The sequence below is a fragment of the Gallaecimonas zhanjiangensis genome, assembly GCF_057624825.1.
The window spans coordinates 2,794,055-2,811,053 of the sequence record NZ_CM172603.1; the positions used below are offsets into that span (position 1 = coordinate 2,794,055).

Sequence of the window (16,999 nt, forward strand, 5' to 3'; positions counted from 1 at the left end):
GGAGCTCAATCGCTTGCGCACTTTATTTCATTATTTAGCACATATGCCTTGCTAAAGAAGGGCATAACTCTATCAATGGTCTTAATTATGTGGCTCAGCTCTGTGCCAAGGACTTCTTCTCTTAAGGCAATAAGCTCATGAACAATTTTGTTGGATTTTTCTGGTGGAATTATCGGTGAGCAGTACAGTTCTGCCAGAAGCCAATTGAGGTACGGGTACTTTGAATTTTCATTAACGGGGACGAACAAAGACTCTTCATATGTCTCTATGCATGCCTTTTCGCTACCGTGATACATGTCGAATGCCATGATGATTCCGTGACTCTCGAAGAACATCTAACGTTTGGCCCGTCCCAGTGAGCGAAGCGAACGATTTGAACCAAGTGTTAGAGGGCAACGAGCACGACCTATTCGATGCCATTTTCTTGGCACCACACCCAGTATGCCAATGCGCCCATTTTCTCAAAATTTGGCAGCTCTCCGACCGTAACCTCTTGGAAGAAAGATAAGCAATGTTGCCAGTCGGATTTCTCAGGGGCGCTTTCAATCCAGCACTCGTAACCAAAAGCTCCGGTCGACAAGCTGCTGTCATTGTTGGCTGCGCGGAGGACTGCGTTAGCTACCTCCCTGCCCCAGGCAAGAGCCTCGCCTTCCGACTTGGCTTTAACGAATATACCCGTTGAAGACTCGTAGTCCTCAACAACTCCCTTCTGCCAAAGCGCATATGACTCTGGTTCATGATATTGGAGGCCCACGAGGTACTTGTGCATATCTGCCTCCCAACGCTGTAATTAATCCGCGCCACGAAGTGGCGTCGGCTTGAATGAATTGTTAGGGCTCAGACCTACGGCAGTAACCCATTACGACGATACCAGTGAACACATAGGGCCTCCACGATCAGCAAAGAAAGGAAGGCCAGCAGGCTGATGGCAATGTGGACGAAGGCAGAGGCGACGAATAGCGGAACCACTAGAAACCAGCAGGCACATTTATAGATGATAGGCAGCCTGCTATATCTCTCTCCCTTCTCGGGACAGCGACGGAACTCTCGCCTGTTACCGAGTGCGAGAACTACAAGAATAGCGACGTAAGTCACTATTGCACCAAACCACCACATGCGTTCTCCTGGGCCCTAACAATAGTTATGAAGCCGGCTCGCTTTCACTCATCAAACCACTGGAAATAGTGATATTAACAACCTGATTTCCTTGGTGATATCTGCGATCCCATCAATCACCCTGCGTGAAAACGAGCCGGCTTCTTTTGCTGATTGGACCGGCTTCATATCTTGAAATCGGACCACCTAAAAAATATATTTTACTCAGTTACTTAGCCAAAACCTGCCGGGATAAAGGAGCCTGACATACGTAATAAAGGTGCCTAATTTCCACGGCGCGCCTGGATATACCGTATGCCCACCCAAAAACCTGAACGAAACTGCGTACCCAACAAGAATCTGCCGAGCTCGCTGGTTTAGGGCTCTTGGAGCCCATTTCAGTGGAGCGCCTTACCGCCGGGAGTGTGAGCTGGCACGAGGCATGGATGCCGAGTGAGCGGAAGATGCGTCGGGACACGCATGTGTAGCGGTCAGCGGCAAACGACCAGAGGGAAGGACGTCGCGTAACGCCTGGGCGGTGCCTTTGGGTACTTTGTGCGAAAACAAAGTACCTCGCCTGCCGGGGCGAGTCCCGGCGATAAAAGCATTCGAAGGAATGCTACGATATCTAGGCAAAAACTTACGCTACCGCCCGTGGGTTACAGCTCCCAAACCGCTGATAGCATCCTTGTCATCAACTAAACCGCCCATAATCGCAGGTCTATTGAAAACCAATCTCGGCAGAGCTGCGACTGAAACCCCAGCCTAACCCACTGACACTATTCAGTAAATAACCCAATACCGATAGACAAAGCAGCCCAGCAGCAACCGCCACCGCGCCACCAAAACAACACCAAAGCTAAGACTTCCCAAAGCCTTCGTTAAGCACCCTGACTTCCCGTTGCGGGAAGGGAATTTCAAAGCCGTGTTCTTGCAAGGCTTCGAGGATCATCAGCAGCAAGTCGCCCCCAACCCGGTTTTTACCGTCGTCGATGCCGTACATCCAAAACTCCACAAACATATTGATGCCCGAGTCGCCGAAGCTGTCGATTTCGCAATCGGGCCTTTCTTCGATGGGCAGTTCTTCGCCGCTCAGCACCTTGGGGTGGGAGGCCACCACCACTTTAATGATCTCCACCAGTTTGCGAATGTCCGAGCGGTAGGCCACCGAGAAATCCACCCGATAGCGCTGCTTCTTATTCTTGTGGGTCCAGTTGGTAAAACTCTCGGTCATGAATTTTTCGTTGGGGACCATGATGTCTTTGCCATCGAAGGTCTCCAAGGTGGTGGAGCGCAAGGTCAGCTCGCGCACTATGCCGGTGCGCCCGTCGGCCAGCTCGATGTAGTCGTTAACGCTGATGGAGCGGTCCAGCAGGATGATGATGCCGGAGATAAAGTTCGAGGCGATGGCTTGCAACCCAAAGCCAAGGCCAACGCCAAGGGCGCCGCCAAATACCGCCAGCGCGGTGAGGTTGATGCCCATCACTTGCAGCAGCATCAAAAAGATAAGGAGGAAAATGGCCACCTGCAGCAGCTTGGCCGCCACTTCGCGGGTGCGAAAATCGAGCTTTTCCTGGCGGCGAATGATCTCCTGGCCGGTACTGGTTGACACCCGGCCAAGCCAAAACAGCAGTGAGCCAAACAGCACCACCCGCACCACCCCGTAGGCGGAGACTTCGATATTGCCGACCTTGACGGCAATGGCATCGAGAATGTCGATAAGCGGCGCCAGGGCATCAATAAGGTGCAGGAAGATAAGGGGCAGGCCAATCCAGCGAAACACAAAGGCGATAAAGTCGCTGCGCACGTGGTCGCGGATAAGGGCGTTAAACACCAGCAACATGGCCAGCAGCAATGCTGCGCGCACCAACCAGGAATGGCCCAGCCACTGCTGGCTGATGGTGACAAAAATGCTGAGTGCCAAAATGGCCAACAGCGGAAAGAACAGGTTACCCAGCTTGGCGGTGAGCCGCCGCAAAGGCCCAGGGGCCACCTCCCCTGCCGGCAGCTCGGCAAAGAGCGGCAATAGCCTTCGAAGGCGCCTTGCCAGGAAGAACGAGAGCGCGAAGATCACCAGTACCAAAGCAAGCTGGGCGTAGGTGCTGGTCATCAAGAGATTCTCGACCACCTTATTACCCACCTCGGCCAGCATCTTGTTGAGCGCTGCAAAATCCACGGTCACCCCCAACGGCGCGTCACATAGGCCAAACCTTTGACAGGTTATAGAAGTTGCCTACCCCGGCTGCCAGTTTGCGCCAGGCATAAAAAAACCCGGCCAGGGCCGGGTTTGTCGGTAACGCGGGGTTACAGGTATTTGGGAACGAAGTCTTCCAGCACCGCTTTTTTGAGCAACTTGGGCGGCAACAAGCCCTGGGCCAGGATGAAATCGTGGAAGGCCTGCTGGTTGAACTTGTCTTTGAGTTTCAGCTCCACTTCGGTGCGCAGCTGGCGAAGCTCCATGTAGCCGTAGTAGTAGCTGGTGGCTTGGCCCGGCATGCGGAAGGTGTAGCGGTCTACCTCGGCGTCGGCAAAGGGCTCAGACAGGCCTACGTCTTGCACCAGCACCCGCTTGGCATCGGCCGGGGAGATCATGCCCAGGTTCAGCATCGGGTCGAGGAAGGCGCGGGCCGCCCGTTGCAGGCGGGCCTGCAAGGAGAACAGCTGGCCGTCCAGCGGCAGGTACTGCTTCATAATGGCCTCACTATACAGGGCCCAACCTTCGGCGTTGGCACTGTTAAAGGCGAAGATGGCGCGAGCCTGAGAAACGCCGTTTTCCACCATGTTGGAAAATTGCAGCTCGTGGCCGGGGCGCGCTTCGTGGATGGTCAAGGTCCAGGAAAACGCCTTGGCGGTGAAGTCGTCCTGCTTTTTACCGCCCGCATTAGGGTTATTGAGGGGCAGCACGAATTCGCCATATTCGCCGGTGTTGCCAATCAGGCGCGGCGGGTTCATGTGCGGCGCTGGAATAGACGCTGATTCGGCCTCGGAGGCCAGGCGGATATTGGCCTTGCGGTTAGGCAGGGTAACGATGTGGTGCTCGCGGACCATATCTTCGATGGCGGCCAGGCGCTTTTCATAGAAAGGCAAAATGGCCTTGCCGGTGATTTGGTCTTTTTTAAGCGTCTTGAGCACGTCGCGATAGTCGCTGCTTTTAAGGCCTTTTTGCTTGGCGATGATGGCCGCTAAGGATTGCATTTCGTCGCGAATTTCCGCAAAGCCAAACAGCGCCCGCTGGATAAGCTCATCGGGGGCCATATCGACACCAACGTCTTTTAGATCGTTGGCATAGAGGGCTTCTGGCAGCACAAAGCTGGTGCGGGCGCGGGGCTCAACCTTGGCTTTTAGCCAGGTGTCGTAGCCGGTCAGCTGCTCGGAGAGGGTCTTGTAGGCGTCTTGCCAGCCCGCGATGTGGTTGGCTTCAAACAGCTGCTTGATACCGGCCAGATAGCGGGGGGTGTTGGCCAAGTCTTGGTCCAGCTCGCGCTTGTAGGGGCCAAGGAGTTTGGGGTTAGCCAGGCTCGCTTCGGTGTAGCTTTCGGCCTGGCTCACCAGGCTAGGCTTGCCAGCCAGGCCCACATAGGCCTTGAGACGCTCAACGGCGCGGGCTTTGCGCTCAGCGCTGTTGCGCTCGTCCAGCAGCACTTGCAGACCCTGGAAGATGGTCTCGCCGAGGTTTTCATAAGGCAGCAGGGCGCCGTGTTTGAGCTTGGCCGAGGCCAGGCTTTGCTCTACCGAGCCAATCATTATTCCTAAATCTTGTTTGACCCTGGGGTCGCTTTCCTTGGCCAGCTCGCTTTTAAGGCGCACCAGCAGCGCCTCGCCGTCTTTTACTGAGGCTTCATAAGCGGCTTGGCTTAGCACCTGGGCCTGGGTGTCGAATTGTTCCAACCCCAGCGAGGAGCCCATTTCCGGGTTGTATTTGGCCATCTCTTCCAGCACGGGCTGGGCGTATCTGTTGCTTTGGGTGACCCAGGCTGGCTCGGCAACGCCAAGGCAGCTGACCAGACTCAGGGCTAACAAGGATTTTTTCACGGTTTTTATCTCTTGATATGTGGCTGGGCTTTCGCAGTAGTGTCGACGTTATCAGGCTGTTTTAAAGAAGAAAACGTTAAGCTGAGCCTAAAGTGTGATGAGATGTAACATCGCTGTATTAGCCCAAGGAGACCCCGGTGGCGCTACGATTGATGACCCTGGTGGTGGCCACCGAGGCCAAAGCCAAGCTTGAGCAAATTCTTGAAGAGCGCGATTTGCGAGACAGCTGGCAAGAAGAAGACGACGGCCACCTGCAAGTAAACATGGTGCTCAATGCCGACCAGGCCGAGCCCTTGATGGACGCCTTTTGTGACGCCTTCTCCGAGCAAAGCCCCTTTAAGCTCATCTTGCTGCCGGTAGAAGCGGCCCTGCCCCACCCCGAAGAAGACGAAGATCAGCAACCAGAGGCCGAGCAACAAGAGCAGCAAAAGGCCGCCAACCGGGTTAGCCGTGACGAGCTTTACGACGAAGCCATCAGCGGCAGCCGCCTGGGCCGCAATTACCTGCTGATGGTGGTGCTGTCGGCCATCGTGGCGGCAGTGGGGCTGCTGCGTGACGACATCGCCATCATCATCGGCGCCATGGTAATAGCCCCGTTGCTGATGCCCAACATCGCCCTGAGCCTAGCCACCACCCTTGGGGATTTGGATTTGGGCAAAAAAGCGCTGCTGTGTAACGGCGCAGGCCTTGCCCTCGGCCTGGTGGTGGCGGCCGCCATTGGCCTGGTGATTGCGGTAGACCCCAGCATTAATGCCATTCACAGCCGCACCGAGGTGTCGCTGTCTGACTTGGTGCTGGCCCTTTGCGCAGGTGCTGCCGGCACCCTTGCCTTTACCGCCGGCCAGGCCGGCGCCGTTATCGGGGTAATGGTGGCCGTAGCGCTGATGCCGCCGTTGGTGGCTTGTGGCCTGCTAGCCGGCGGCGGCCACTGGGCCTTGGCGGGCAAGGCTGCGCTGTTGGTGGCCAGCAACCTGGTGTGCATCAACCTCGCCGGGGTGGGCACCTTTTTATTGCAAGGCCTTGGCCCGCGCCATTGGTGGCAAGAAGACAAGGTACGCAAGGCCAGCATCCGGGCCTTTGCCATCTGGGCGGTATTGCTGGTGGCCCTGGCGGCGCTGATTAAGACCCTGCTTTAAAGCAGGTGGTTAGAGAGCGCCTTGTATAGCTCGCGCACGTCATTACCTTTACCCAGCTCGCGGCTGATGGGCTCGGGCTCTGAGCCCACCCACAGCTTTATCTCGGCATCGAGGTCAAAATGCCCTGCGGTTTCAAGGGCATACTTGGTGATTTTGCTGTAGGGCACCGACAACACAAACTGCTTCTTGCCGGTCAGGCCTTGTTTGTCCAACAAGATGATGCGCTTGTCGGTGAACACGAACAGGTCTCGCACCAGTTGGTAGGCTTTGTCGATGCGCTCGCCGTCGGCCAGCAAGGGGCCAATCAGGGCGTCGATTTTCTCGCTGCTCACAGCTGAGCCCATTCCCAACAATCCTGACAACAATCCCATGGGTTCTCCTTGGCCGGGCGGCGCTTCATATTGTGGTGATTTGCGGGCTTTGTTAAACTACCGCGCCTTTAGCCACAGCTGGCTAAAGTCTGGGTTGGTTTCTTGGTCGCGGGAAGCCAACAACCTTACTTCTTTTTGGAGCAATACCATGTCTTATATTTTTGAAGCAGAACTCCGCACTGACCTGGGGAAAGGTGCGAGCCGCCGCCTGCGTCGTGAGGACAAAGTTCCTGCTATCGTTTACGGTGCCGATAAAGAGCCGGTTTCCATCGCCGTTGAGCACAACAAAATCATCGAAGCTCAGGCTGACGAAGGTTTCTACACCCATATCCTGACCCTGAACATCGCCGGTGAAAAAACCGAAGTTCTGGTTAAGGACATGCAACGTCACCCCTACAAGCCGAAAGTCACCCACATCGACTTCCTGCGCGTTGACGCTTCTCACAAAGTTGTGACCAAGATCCCTCTGCACTTCGTTGGCGAAGACATCGCCACCAAGAAAGGCGGCGTGATCGCTCACCAAACCACTGAAGTTGAAATCAGCTGTCTGCCTAAAGACCTGCCTGAGTTCATCGAAGTGAACGCTGCCGTACTGGAAGTTGGCGACACCCTGCACCTGTCCAACCTGGCCGTGCCGAAAGGCGTTACCCTGGTTGAACTGGCCAAAGGCGAAAGCCACGACCAGGCCGTTGTTTCTCTGAACGCGCCTAAAGGCGCCGCTTCTGAAGACAGCGCCGAAGAGGCTGCAGCTGAGTAAAGCGTGAGCGATATTCAACTGCTGGTGGGCCTGGGTAATCCAGGCCCCGAATACGCCCAAACCCGTCATAATGCTGGCGCCTGGTATATCGAGGAGCTGGCCCGCCTTCACCGGCAATCTCTGTCTCTGGAAAGCAAATTCTCCGCACTTACCGCCCGCGTTTCCATCAAGGGCAAAGAGGTGCGCCTGCTTATCCCCACCACCTACATGAACCTCTCTGGCAAAGCCGTCGGTGCTTTGGCCAACTTTTACCGTATTCCGGTGGAGAGCATTCTGGTGGCCCACGACGAGCTGGATTTGCCCCCCGGTGTAGCCCGCTTTAAGCAGGGCGGCGGCCATGGCGGCCATAATGGTCTCAAAGACATCATGGCCAAGATGGGTAACAATCCGAATTTCCATCGGTTGCGCATTGGTATCGGCCACCCGGGCGACCGCAACAAGGTTACCGGTTTTGTGCTGGGCAAAGCCCCGGCCAACGAGCAAGACCAAATCAACGCAGCCATAGATGAAGCCATCCGGGCCACCGACATTTTGTTCGGAAGCGGCATTACCGCTGCCCAAAACCGGCTTCACGCCTTTAAGGCATAAATTTTAAGGACACTCCCATGGGATTCAAATGTGGCATTGTGGGCCTGCCTAACGTCGGCAAATCCACCCTGTTCAATGCGCTGACCAAGGCCGGTATCGAAGCCGCCAACTTCCCCTTTTGCACCATTGAACCCAACACCGGTGTTGTACCGGTACCGGATATCCGCCTGAACAAGCTGGCCGAGATTGTTAATCCCCAGCGGGTACTGCCCACCACCATGGAGTTTGTGGACATCGCAGGCTTGGTGGAAGGTGCCTCCAAAGGTGAAGGCCTGGGTAACAAGTTCCTGGCCAACATCCGCGAAACCGACGCCATTGCCCACGTGGTGCGTTGCTTCGAGAACGACAACATCATCCACGTTGCCGGCAAAGTTGACCCAGCCGAAGACATCGATGTCATCAACACCGAACTGGTGCTGGCCGACATGGAAGCGGTAGACCGCGCCCTGACCCGGGTGCAGAAAAAAGCCAAAGGCGGCGACAAAGACGCCAAGGCCGAGCAAGATGTGCTGCTGAAAATTCAGCCCCATCTGGAAGCCGGTAAAATGCTGCGCTCCGCTGGCCTCACCAGCGACGAAAAAGCCGCCATCGGCTACCAGAACTACCTGACCGGCAAGCCCACCATGTACATTGCCAACGTCAACGAAGACGGCTTTGAGAACAACCCTTACTTGGATAAGGTACGGGCCATTGCCGCCGACGAAGACGCCATTGTGGTACCGGTGTGCGCCGCCGTTGAGTCTGACATCGCCGAGCTGGACGACGAAGACCGCCAAGCCTTTATGGAAGAGCTGGGCCTCGACGAGCCGGGCCTGAACCGCGTTATTCGCGCCGGTTACGAGCTTCTGAACCTGCACACCTACTTCACTGCCGGTGTCAAAGAAGTGCGCGCCTGGACCATCAAGGTCAACTCCACCGCCCCGCAAGCGGCCGGTAAAATCCACACCGATTTTGAAAAAGGCTTTATCCGCGCCGAAGTGGTGGGTTATGAGGACTTTGTCGCCAACAACGGCGAACAAGGGGCCAAAGAAGCCGGTAAATGGCGCTTGGAAGGCAAGGAATACATCGTCAAAGACGGCGACGTTATCCATTTTCGCTTTAACGTCTAAACATCTGTTATTGAAAAAGCCGCCCGATGGGCGGCTTTTTTATTACTGCTCGCAACTGCCCAGATACCAGCTCTGGCCGTCACTTGAGTGCAGGGTGTTGATGCCCCAGGTGGAACCGGCCATGGGCTGGTCGCTGCCGGTGGCAAAGTAGTCCGGCGCCAGGGGGTTGCCGGTGCTGTAGGCGCGCCCCGCCACCTTTTGGCTGTAGTTGTTGGTGGTAAAGGTTTGGCAATCGCCGTCCCCTTCACCGGGGGGCGGCGCGCTGCTGCCCGAGCAGGCCTGCACCGGCCCCTGGCAACTGGCGTCATCGTCCTGCCAGCGGCACTGCTCGCCGCTGGTCACCTCACGCAGGGTAAAGCTCGCCGTGCCGTACTCAAGGTAACAGTTAGCGTAATTGGTGTAGTCGAGGCGCCCGGCGCTGATGTGGCCGTCAAGGGTAGCGGTTTGGCCAGCGTCGATTTCAAAATCCAGTACCTGGCTGGTACTCAAGCCCCCGGCGTCGATGGCAGTGACGGTAACACTGTTGCTGCCTCCCGGCAGGTTGCAGCGCTGGCCGCTAAATTGGCTGGCGCTGATATCAGCATTTTGGGTGGCACCGGCAAAGGCCAGGGTAACAGCGCTCAAATCCTCATTCACATCCACCACGGTACCGGTCACCAGGGCGCATTGGCCGCTCACCGCCACATTGAGGTTAGACAGCACCGGGGCGCTGGCCGGTGGCGCTGGCCCTACCCTGGCGCTGCCTTGGTAGAGGTTGCCGTCCATGCCTTCGTCGTCGGTGGCCAGCACCGCTACCTGGTAAAGGTCATTGGCAAGGGCCGGGCTTTGCAGGCTAAAGCTGCCATCGGCCGCTACCGTGGCACTAGCGGATTGCTCGCTGCCATTGCTGGCCACAAAGCGGGCGCTGACGGCGGCCACGCTGCCCTCAGCATCCACCGCCTTGCCGGTGACCAGGATGCGATCACCATTGACCGCCAGCGCCACGTTACTCAGCACCGGCCCCAGGTTACGGCTGACCCTTTTGTTGTTCTCCATAAAGTAGCGGCCAAGATAGCGGGCATAGTTGATGCTGGCGCCGTTGATGTAACTGCCGCTGGCACCCTGGCCGCCAGACCAGGCGTGGTCGACATTGTTGAACCACAACATCGACACCCGCCCGTCTTGCCAGAGGCTTTGTTCGGCGCTGTGGCCGCTGCCTTCGCTGATAACGGTGCTGCCCGGCAAGGGGCTGACCCCATAAAGGGCCGCCATGCCCTCGGCGTTTTGGCTGTTGTAACAGAGGTTGACGGTGCTATCGCTGTCGCCTTGGGCGATGGAGGCGATTTGGCTGCCAAGATAGCTTTGGTAGCTGCCGGCGTATTGGCTACAGCGGCTGGCCACATCAGCGCTTTCGCAGGGGCCAAGGGCGCCGCTGGAGCTGGTGCCGATGCTGGGCCCGGCGCTGATGCCCATGCCAGCAAAAACGTCCGGCGCCAGGCAGGCGGTGGTGTTGGCAAAGCTGGCCCCGGAAGAGAGCCCGGCGATATAAACCTGGTTGGCATCGATATGGCGGCTGGTATCCGCCACCAGAGCCTGGGCCAGGTTTATGAGGTTTTTATAGTCGCCGCTGCTGCGGGACTTGGTGCCGCTCCAGTAAGACCAGCAGCTGTAGCCAGCCTTGTTCATGGCGTCCGGCACGGCGATCACCAGGCCAAACTCCTCGGCGGCGTCTTCAAGGTTGGCACTCAGATACGCGTCGATGGACTGGGTGCAGCCGTGCAGTACCAGCAGCAGGCCACGGCCGTCGCCGATGGTCGATTGGCTGTCCGGGGTGTAGATATGCACCTTGTTAAAGCCCCCCAGGCTTTGGTTTTTACTCCAGCTGCCGGCATAGGCCACGGCGCCCAGCCCTAGCCACAAGGCCAGAGCCAGGAGGATATGTTTCTTGGTTATCATTGTTGCTGCCCTCTTTGGGTGAAATGAAATGGGCTGGCACCACATCGGCCCACCACAACACCACAGAGCGACATCCAGTCCCGCACCCAGCCTAGCCAGTGCAAGCGGGTAACGATTTACTACTTTAGTGCTACCAACGTCACCCACCTTCCGGCGGTACACGAAACCCCGGCGCCTTGGCAAGCTGTCATAAAAGCTGCACTTTCAGCCATCTACCCATGGCTATACTGGGCGAGTGCGCAAAAATTGACCTGGATTATAAAAAGGCCGCCGGCCTTGGTTCACCATGGTCGATATCCTGTAAAACTTGCCAAGGAGCCGCAGTTTGCCATGGATGCTTCCCGCAATTTCTTTGACGATCTCGACCGCAGTTATCAGGCCAATCTGGCCCGTTTTACCCTGGGGCTGAGCCCGGCTGGCCTCACCGAAGCCTATACCTCCTGGCTGGCGCATCTGGCCATGAGCCCAGGTAGGCTTAGCGAGCTGGCCCTCTTTCCTCTCAGCCAATGGCCCGATTGCTGGCAAAGCCAGAGCCAGGAGCAGCCAAAGGCCAGCCAAGACGCGCGCTTTGCCAGCGAGCGCTGGCAGCAGTGGCCCTGGCGCTTTTATGCCGAGGGCTTTCGCCAGAGCGAGCAGTTCTGGCAAAAGGCCACCACCGGCATCAACGGTTTGTCGGATGAGTACCAGCGCATCCTCTCGTTCTCGGCCCGCCAGTTATTAGACGCTCTCTCCCCCAGCAACTTTATCGCCACCAACCCCGACCTTATCCACACCACCTTGACCCACCTGGGTACCAACCTGGCCGCCGGGGCCGCCAACGCCCTGGAAGACTGGCGCCGCGACCAGACCGGCGAGGCGCCGGTGGGGGTGGAGGCCTTTGAGGTGGGCGGAAACCTTGCCTGCACTCCGGGCAAGGTGGTGCTGAAAAACCAGCTGATTGAGCTGATTCATTACCAGCCCCGGAGCGACAAGGTGAAAAAGGAGCCGGTGCTGTTTATGCCGGCCTGGATCATGAAGTACTACATCCTGGACCTCTCGCCCCGCAACTCCCTGGTGCGCTGGCTGCTGGAGCAAGGCCACGACGTATACATGATCTCCTGGAAAAACCCCGGCGGCGAAGACCGCGAGCTGGGCATGGAAGATTACGTGCGCCATGGCGCCCTAGCGGCCATCGACGCGGTGCGTAGCATCAGCAAAGACGCGCCCATTCACTTGGCCGGCTATTGCCTGGGGGGCACTTTGGCGCTGCTCACCGCCGCCTACCTGGGCGCCCGCCAAGACACCCCCTTAAAAAGCCTGACCCTCTTTGCCGCCCAAGGCGATTTTACCGAGGCCGGCGAGCTGATGCTGTTTGTCACCCCAAGCGAAGTGGCCTTCCTTAAGAACATGATGTGGGCCCAAGGAGTGCTGGATACCAAGCAGATGGCGGGCGCCTTTCAAATACTGCGCTCCAACGACCTTATCTGGTCGCGGCTGGTGCACGAGTACCTGCAAGGAGAAAGGCCGGGCATGAACGACTTGATGGCCTGGAACAGCGACGCCACCCGCATGCCTTTTAAGATGCACAGCGAATACTTGGAAAAGCTGTTCTTGAACAACCAGTTTGCCGAGGGCCATTACAGCCTCTTTGGTGAGCCGCTGGCGCCGGGGGATATTCAGCTCCCCATCTTTGCGGTTGGCACCGAAAAAGACCACGTGGCGCCCTGGGTATCGGTACACAAGGTACACCTTATCGGCGGCAACGATGTGACCTTCGTGCTGGCAAGCGGCGGTCATAATAGCGGCATTGTCTCCGAGCCCGGCCACCCGCACCGCAGCTACCGCCAGCTTTTTAAAGGCGCCAAAGACCCTTACCTCTCCCCCGAGCATTGGCTTGAAAAGGCCGAGCCGCACCCAGGCTCCTGGTGGCCAGCCTGGCAGGCCTGGCTGGCTGAGCACAGCAGCGCCGAGGTGGCCGCCCCCAAAAACCTCGGTAACCGCCAGTACCCGGCAAAGGGCGATGCCCCCGGCAGCTATGTATTGATGAAGTAGGAGCCCGACATGGACGACAACCTTCTGAGTAACATCACCTTTGATGAGCTCTATATCGGCCAGAGTGCCAGCCTCAAACGCAAACTCACTCAAGACGACATCAACCTGTTTGCGCTGATGTCCGGCGACGTTAACCCGGCCCATATGAACCCCGAATACGCCAAGGCCAGCCTCTTTCACGGGGTAATTGGCCACGGCATGTGGTCTGGCGCCCTGATCTCCACCGTGCTTGGCACCCAGTTGCCCGGCCCCGGCACCATTTATTTAAGCCAGGACATCCACTTTAAAAAGCCGGTGCGCCTGGGCGACGAGATAACCGTCACCCTTAGCGTGAAAAGCAAAGGTGAGGGCAAACCGCTAGTGGATTTTGACTGCCAATGCATTAACGAGCACGGCGAAGTGGTAGTAAGCGGCACCGCCACCGTGCTGGCGCCCACCGAGCATTTGACCCTGCCCCGGCCCATGCTGCCAAGTGTTGCCTTTTACCAGGACCACTACCAAAGCGTGATTGGCGCCTGCCAGGATAAAGGCGCGGTTAAAACCGCCGTGGTGCACCCGGTTAACCTGGCCGCCTTGCAGGCGGTAAAAGAAGCAAGTGACGCCGCCCTTATCGAGCCAGTGCTGGTTGGCCCCAAAGACAAAATCTGGCAAGCCGCCACCGAGGGGGATATCGACATCAGCCCCTGGCCCTTGATAGACACCGAGCACAGCCACGAAGCGGCCGCCAAAGCCGCCGAGCTTGCCGCCAGCGGCCAGGTACAGGCCATCATGAAAGGGGCGCTGCATACCGACGAGCTGTTGGGCGCGGTGGTGCGAGCGGCCAGCGGCCTTCGCACCGAGCGGCGCATCTCCCACTGTTACGTGATGGACGTGCGCGGCCACCACAAACCGCTCATCATTACCGATGCCGCCATCAACATTGCCCCCAGCCTCGAAGAAAAGGCCGACATCTGCCAAAACGCCATCAACCTCTGGCAAGTGCTCTTTGGCCACCAGGGCGCGCAGCCCAAGGTGGCCATCCTCTCGGCGGTGGAGACAGTCACCAGCCGCATGAGCTCCACCCTCGATGCCGCCAGCCTGTGCAAAATGGCAGACCGGGGGCAAATCACCGGCGGCATTCTTGATGGCCCTTTGGCGCTGGATAACGCCATCAGCCGGGAAGCGGCCGCCGACAAGGGCATCCACTCGCCAGTGGCAGGAGACGCCGACATCCTGGTGGTGCCCAACATCGAGGCCGGCAACATGCTGGCCAAACAGCTGACTTTCCTTGGCAAGGCCGACGCCGCCGGTATCGTGCTGGGGGCCAGGGTGCCCATCATCCTCACCAGCCGCGCCGACAGCCTGCGCACCCGTCTGCTCTCCTGCGCCGCTGCGGTGTTTTTGGCGGCTGCCCGCAAAAAGGGGAACATCAAATGAGCGCAGCCTTGTTGGTACTCAATACCGGTTCGTCCAGCGTCAAATTCCGGCTTTTTGCTTTGGATGAGGCGCTGACCTTACTGGCCAGCGGCAAAGTGGAAGATATCGGCACCGGCGCCAGTTTTAAGGCAGGGTTGGCAGGCGCCGGGCCACAAGCCGTTGCCCTGGAAGGGGCAGACAACCACGACAGCGCCATGGAAGCGGTACTCAACTGGCTGGACGCCCAGCCGCAAGACTGGCAACTGCTGGCCGCCGCCCACCGCATTGTGCACGGTGGCGAGCGCTTTACCGCCCCGGTGGAGCTGGACCAAGCAGCCATGGATTATCTACAAAGCCTCTCGCCCCTGGCGCCGCTGCACCAGCCACATAATCTTGCCGGAGTGCGCGCCCTGGCCCGGCGCCGCCCCGGCATTCGCCAGTACGGCTGCTTAGACACCGCCTTTCATGCCCGCCACGGCGCCCTTTTTAACCGCTACGCCCTGCCAGACAGCCTCTTTGAGCGGGGCATTCGCCGCTACGGCTTTCATGGCCTTTCCTACGACTGGATAGCCCACCAGCTGCGCCACCATCACCCCAAACTGGCCCAGGGCAAGGTGGTGGCTGCGCACCTGGGTAACGGCGCCAGCCTTTGCGCCATGAAGCATCTGGCCAGCATCGACACCACCATGGGCATGACCGCCCTCGAAGGCCTGCCCATGGGCACCCGCTGCGGCAATATCGACGCAGGCGCCGTGGTGTATATGGCCAAGGGCCTTGGCATGCCCATCGAAGATATCGAGTACCAGCTTTATGAAGAGTCGGGCCTTAAGGGGCTGTCGGGGCTGAGTAACGACGTGAAAACCCTGCTGGCCAGCAGCGATCCCAAGGCCCGCTTTGCCCTTAACTTTTTTGCCTTGAAAGTGGCGCAGCAAATCGCCGCTATGGCGGTATCTCTCGGGGGCTTGGACGCCGTGGTCTTTACCGGTGGCATCGGCGAAAACGCCGCGCCTCTTCGCAAACAGATTTTGGCGCATCTGGCCTTCTTGCCGCCTTTTGGCCACCTGGTGATCGCCGCCAACGAAGAGGGCTGCATGGCCCTTGAGATCCAGGAGCACTTTGCCAAGGAGCTGCTATGACCAAGCCCCTCGTCGGGTTGATTGTTGGCCTGGCCAACAGCGACTCCATCGCCTTTGGCTGTGCCCAGGCCCTTAAAGCCATGGGCGCAGAACTTGCCATCACCTACCAAAGCGACAAAGCCAAACCCTTTGTTGCGCCCCTTGCCAACGAGCTGGATGCAGCGCTTTTCATGCCACTGGATGTGCGCGAGCCAGCACAGCTTTCGGCGCTGTTTGACGCCATCGGCGCCACCTGGGGGCGCCTTGATTTTGTGCTCCATTCCATCGCTTTTGCCCCCAAGGCCGATCTCCAAGGCAGGTACCTTGACAGCTCCGCCGAGGGCTTTTGCGTGGCCATGGACATCTCCTGCCACTCGCTGGTGCGCCTGGCCAAAGCGGCCGAGCCACTGATGGCAGAGGGCGGCGCCATCCTCACCATGAGCTATTACGGCGCCGAGAAGGTGATAGCCAATTACAACCTGATGGGGCCGGTAAAAGCGGCATTGGAGGCCAGTGTGCGCTACCTCGCCACCGAACTGGGCCCGGCCAATATCCGCGTTAATGCGCTCTCCCCTGGCCCCGTTGCCACCCGCGCCGCCTCGGGCCTGGCGCACTTTGACGCGCTGATGGCCGAGGCGGCCGCCAGGGCGCCGCTGCACCAGCAGGTTTCCATCGCCCAAATCGGCGAAGCCGCCGCCTTTTTGCTGTCAGACAAAGCCCGGCACATTACCGGCCAGGTGATCTTTGTGGATAACGGTTATAGCGCCTTGGGGTAATTGGCCAGCAGCCAGCGACAGGCATCGCTCATGCTTTGGCATTGCACCAAGGCGGCGCTGAAATCGTGAGATGACGAGGTGGACGTCGGCACCGCGATACAGCCTAAATCTGCCGCCAGGGCCGAGGCCATGCCGGGGGCAGTATCTTCGATGGCCAGGCAGGCATGACTTGGCAAACCCAGCTTGGCCATGGCCTGCAGGTAAGTCTCTGGGTGCGGTTTACCGGCGCTGACATGGTCGCGGCAGACCACCGCTTCAAAATACCGGCCAAGGTCATGATGCCGGCAGGTGGCCGCCACCGCAAAGTGGTTGGCCCCGGTCGCAATCGCCATACGAAAGCCATGTTGTTTGAGGGTTTCTAGGGTGTCGGCCACCCCAGGCAACAACGGGAAAGCGGTATCAGCCAGGTAAGCCCTGGTAAGCGTGGCCTTGCGCTCGGCCAGGTGCTGAGGCGCCATATCCAGGTTAAAGCGCGCCACCATGTCCGTGGCGTTATCCAAAGCCCCAATGCCAGCGTAATGGGCTTGGTAGTCATCGGCGTCAAGGGCTAAACCAAGGCCTGCCAGCACCTGCTGCCAGAGCCCGAAGTGCACCGGCTCGGAGTCCACCAAGGTGCCGTCATGGTCAAAAATAATGGCCTTTAACATTGCGCTATTGTC

At 58.4% G+C, this 16,999-nt stretch carries 15 protein-coding genes; 8 read left to right on the plus strand and 7 right to left on the minus strand.

From position 1 onward, the window contains the following. Positions 1–5 precede the first annotated feature (5 nt). The 4 genes from AC22G1_RS13345 to AC22G1_RS13360 form a co-directional block, all read right to left on the minus strand. A complete protein-coding gene (locus AC22G1_RS13345) occupies positions 6–308 on the minus strand; it encodes a hypothetical protein (RefSeq protein WP_487313810.1) in 303 nt (100 codons plus the stop codon). Between the two features lie 98 nt (positions 309–406). Continuing rightward, a complete protein-coding gene (locus AC22G1_RS13350) occupies positions 407–769 on the minus strand; it encodes a hypothetical protein (RefSeq protein WP_487313811.1) in 363 nt (120 codons plus the stop codon). Positions 770–1,954: 1,185 nt separating this feature from the next. Continuing rightward, complete coding sequence (locus AC22G1_RS13355) at positions 1,955–3,271, minus strand: mechanosensitive ion channel family protein (protein ID WP_487313812.1); 1,317 nt, start codon at positions 3,269–3,271, stop codon at positions 1,955–1,957. Between the two features lie 128 nt (positions 3,272–3,399). Then, complete coding sequence (locus AC22G1_RS13360) at positions 3,400–5,127, minus strand: DUF885 domain-containing protein (RefSeq protein WP_487313813.1); 1,728 nt, start codon at positions 5,125–5,127, stop codon at positions 3,400–3,402. A gap of 137 nt (positions 5,128–5,264) precedes the next feature. Here AC22G1_RS13360 and AC22G1_RS13365 point away from each other — a divergent pair, with 137 nt between their 5' ends. Then, positions 5,265–6,263 carry a TIGR00341 family protein gene (locus AC22G1_RS13365; RefSeq protein ID WP_487313814.1) on the plus strand — a complete coding sequence of 333 codons (999 nt, stop codon included), beginning with the start codon at positions 5,265–5,267 and terminating at the stop codon, positions 6,261–6,263. Here the strand turns inward: AC22G1_RS13365 and AC22G1_RS13370 are convergent. Further along, positions 6,260–6,634 (minus strand): PH domain-containing protein, encoded by a 375-nt coding sequence (locus tag AC22G1_RS13370; RefSeq protein WP_417358002.1) that lies wholly within the window; start codon positions 6,632–6,634, stop codon positions 6,260–6,262. The genes AC22G1_RS13365 and AC22G1_RS13370 overlap by 4 nt on opposite strands. A 148-nt stretch (positions 6,635–6,782) precedes the next feature. Between AC22G1_RS13370 and AC22G1_RS13375 the strand changes: the two genes are divergently transcribed. Genes AC22G1_RS13375 through ychF form a run of 3 tightly spaced genes read left to right on the plus strand, consistent with a single transcriptional unit; the run spans position 6,783 to position 9,088 of the window. Beyond that, the gene (locus AC22G1_RS13375; protein ID WP_487313815.1) at positions 6,783–7,391 is read left to right on the plus strand and encodes a 50S ribosomal protein L25/general stress protein Ctc; all 609 of its coding nucleotides are present in this window, start codon (positions 6,783–6,785) and stop codon (positions 7,389–7,391) included. A 3-nt stretch (positions 7,392–7,394) separates the two neighbouring features. After that, positions 7,395–7,979: an aminoacyl-tRNA hydrolase gene (pth, locus tag AC22G1_RS13380; protein WP_487313816.1), complete on the plus strand. Its 585-nt coding sequence runs from the start codon at positions 7,395–7,397 to the stop codon at positions 7,977–7,979. A 17-nt stretch (positions 7,980–7,996) separates the two neighbouring features. After that, positions 7,997–9,088, plus strand: coding sequence for a redox-regulated ATPase YchF (gene ychF / locus AC22G1_RS13385; protein WP_487313817.1), 1,092 nt, complete (start codon positions 7,997–7,999; stop codon positions 9,086–9,088). A 42-nt stretch (positions 9,089–9,130) separates the two neighbouring features. Here the strand turns inward: ychF and AC22G1_RS13390 are convergent, their stop codons facing one another. Further along, complete coding sequence (locus AC22G1_RS13390; protein WP_487313818.1) at positions 9,131–11,023, minus strand: extracellular catalytic domain type 1 short-chain-length polyhydroxyalkanoate depolymerase; 1,893 nt, start codon at positions 11,021–11,023, stop codon at positions 9,131–9,133. 330 nt (positions 11,024–11,353) lie between these two features. Between AC22G1_RS13390 and AC22G1_RS13395 the strand changes: the two genes are divergently transcribed. Genes AC22G1_RS13395 through fabI form a run of 4 tightly spaced genes read left to right on the plus strand, consistent with a single transcriptional unit; the run spans position 11,354 to position 16,340 of the window. Further along, positions 11,354–13,054, plus strand: a complete 1,701-nt coding sequence (locus AC22G1_RS13395; protein ID WP_487313819.1) for a PHA/PHB synthase family protein — start codon at positions 11,354–11,356, stop codon at positions 13,052–13,054. A gap of 9 nt (positions 13,055–13,063) precedes the next feature. After that, the gene (locus AC22G1_RS13400) at positions 13,064–14,470 is read left to right on the plus strand and encodes a bifunctional enoyl-CoA hydratase/phosphate acetyltransferase (RefSeq protein ID WP_487313820.1); all 1,407 of its coding nucleotides are present in this window, start codon (positions 13,064–13,066) and stop codon (positions 14,468–14,470) included. Further along, complete coding sequence (locus tag AC22G1_RS13405; protein WP_487313821.1) at positions 14,467–15,585, plus strand: acetate/propionate family kinase; 1,119 nt, start codon at positions 14,467–14,469, stop codon at positions 15,583–15,585. The genes AC22G1_RS13400 and AC22G1_RS13405 overlap by 4 nt, the downstream gene beginning before the upstream one ends. Further along, positions 15,582–16,340: an enoyl-ACP reductase FabI gene (gene fabI, locus AC22G1_RS13410; RefSeq protein WP_487313822.1), complete on the plus strand. Its 759-nt coding sequence runs from the start codon at positions 15,582–15,584 to the stop codon at positions 16,338–16,340. The genes AC22G1_RS13405 and fabI overlap by 4 nt, the downstream gene beginning before the upstream one ends. On the opposite strand, the gene AC22G1_RS13415 is transcribed toward fabI, so the two are convergent. Beyond that, positions 16,322–16,987, minus strand: coding sequence for an HAD family hydrolase (locus AC22G1_RS13415; RefSeq protein WP_487313823.1), 666 nt, complete (start codon positions 16,985–16,987; stop codon positions 16,322–16,324). The two genes, fabI and AC22G1_RS13415, sit on opposite strands and share 19 nt — an antisense overlap. Positions 16,988–16,999 lie beyond the last annotated feature (12 nt).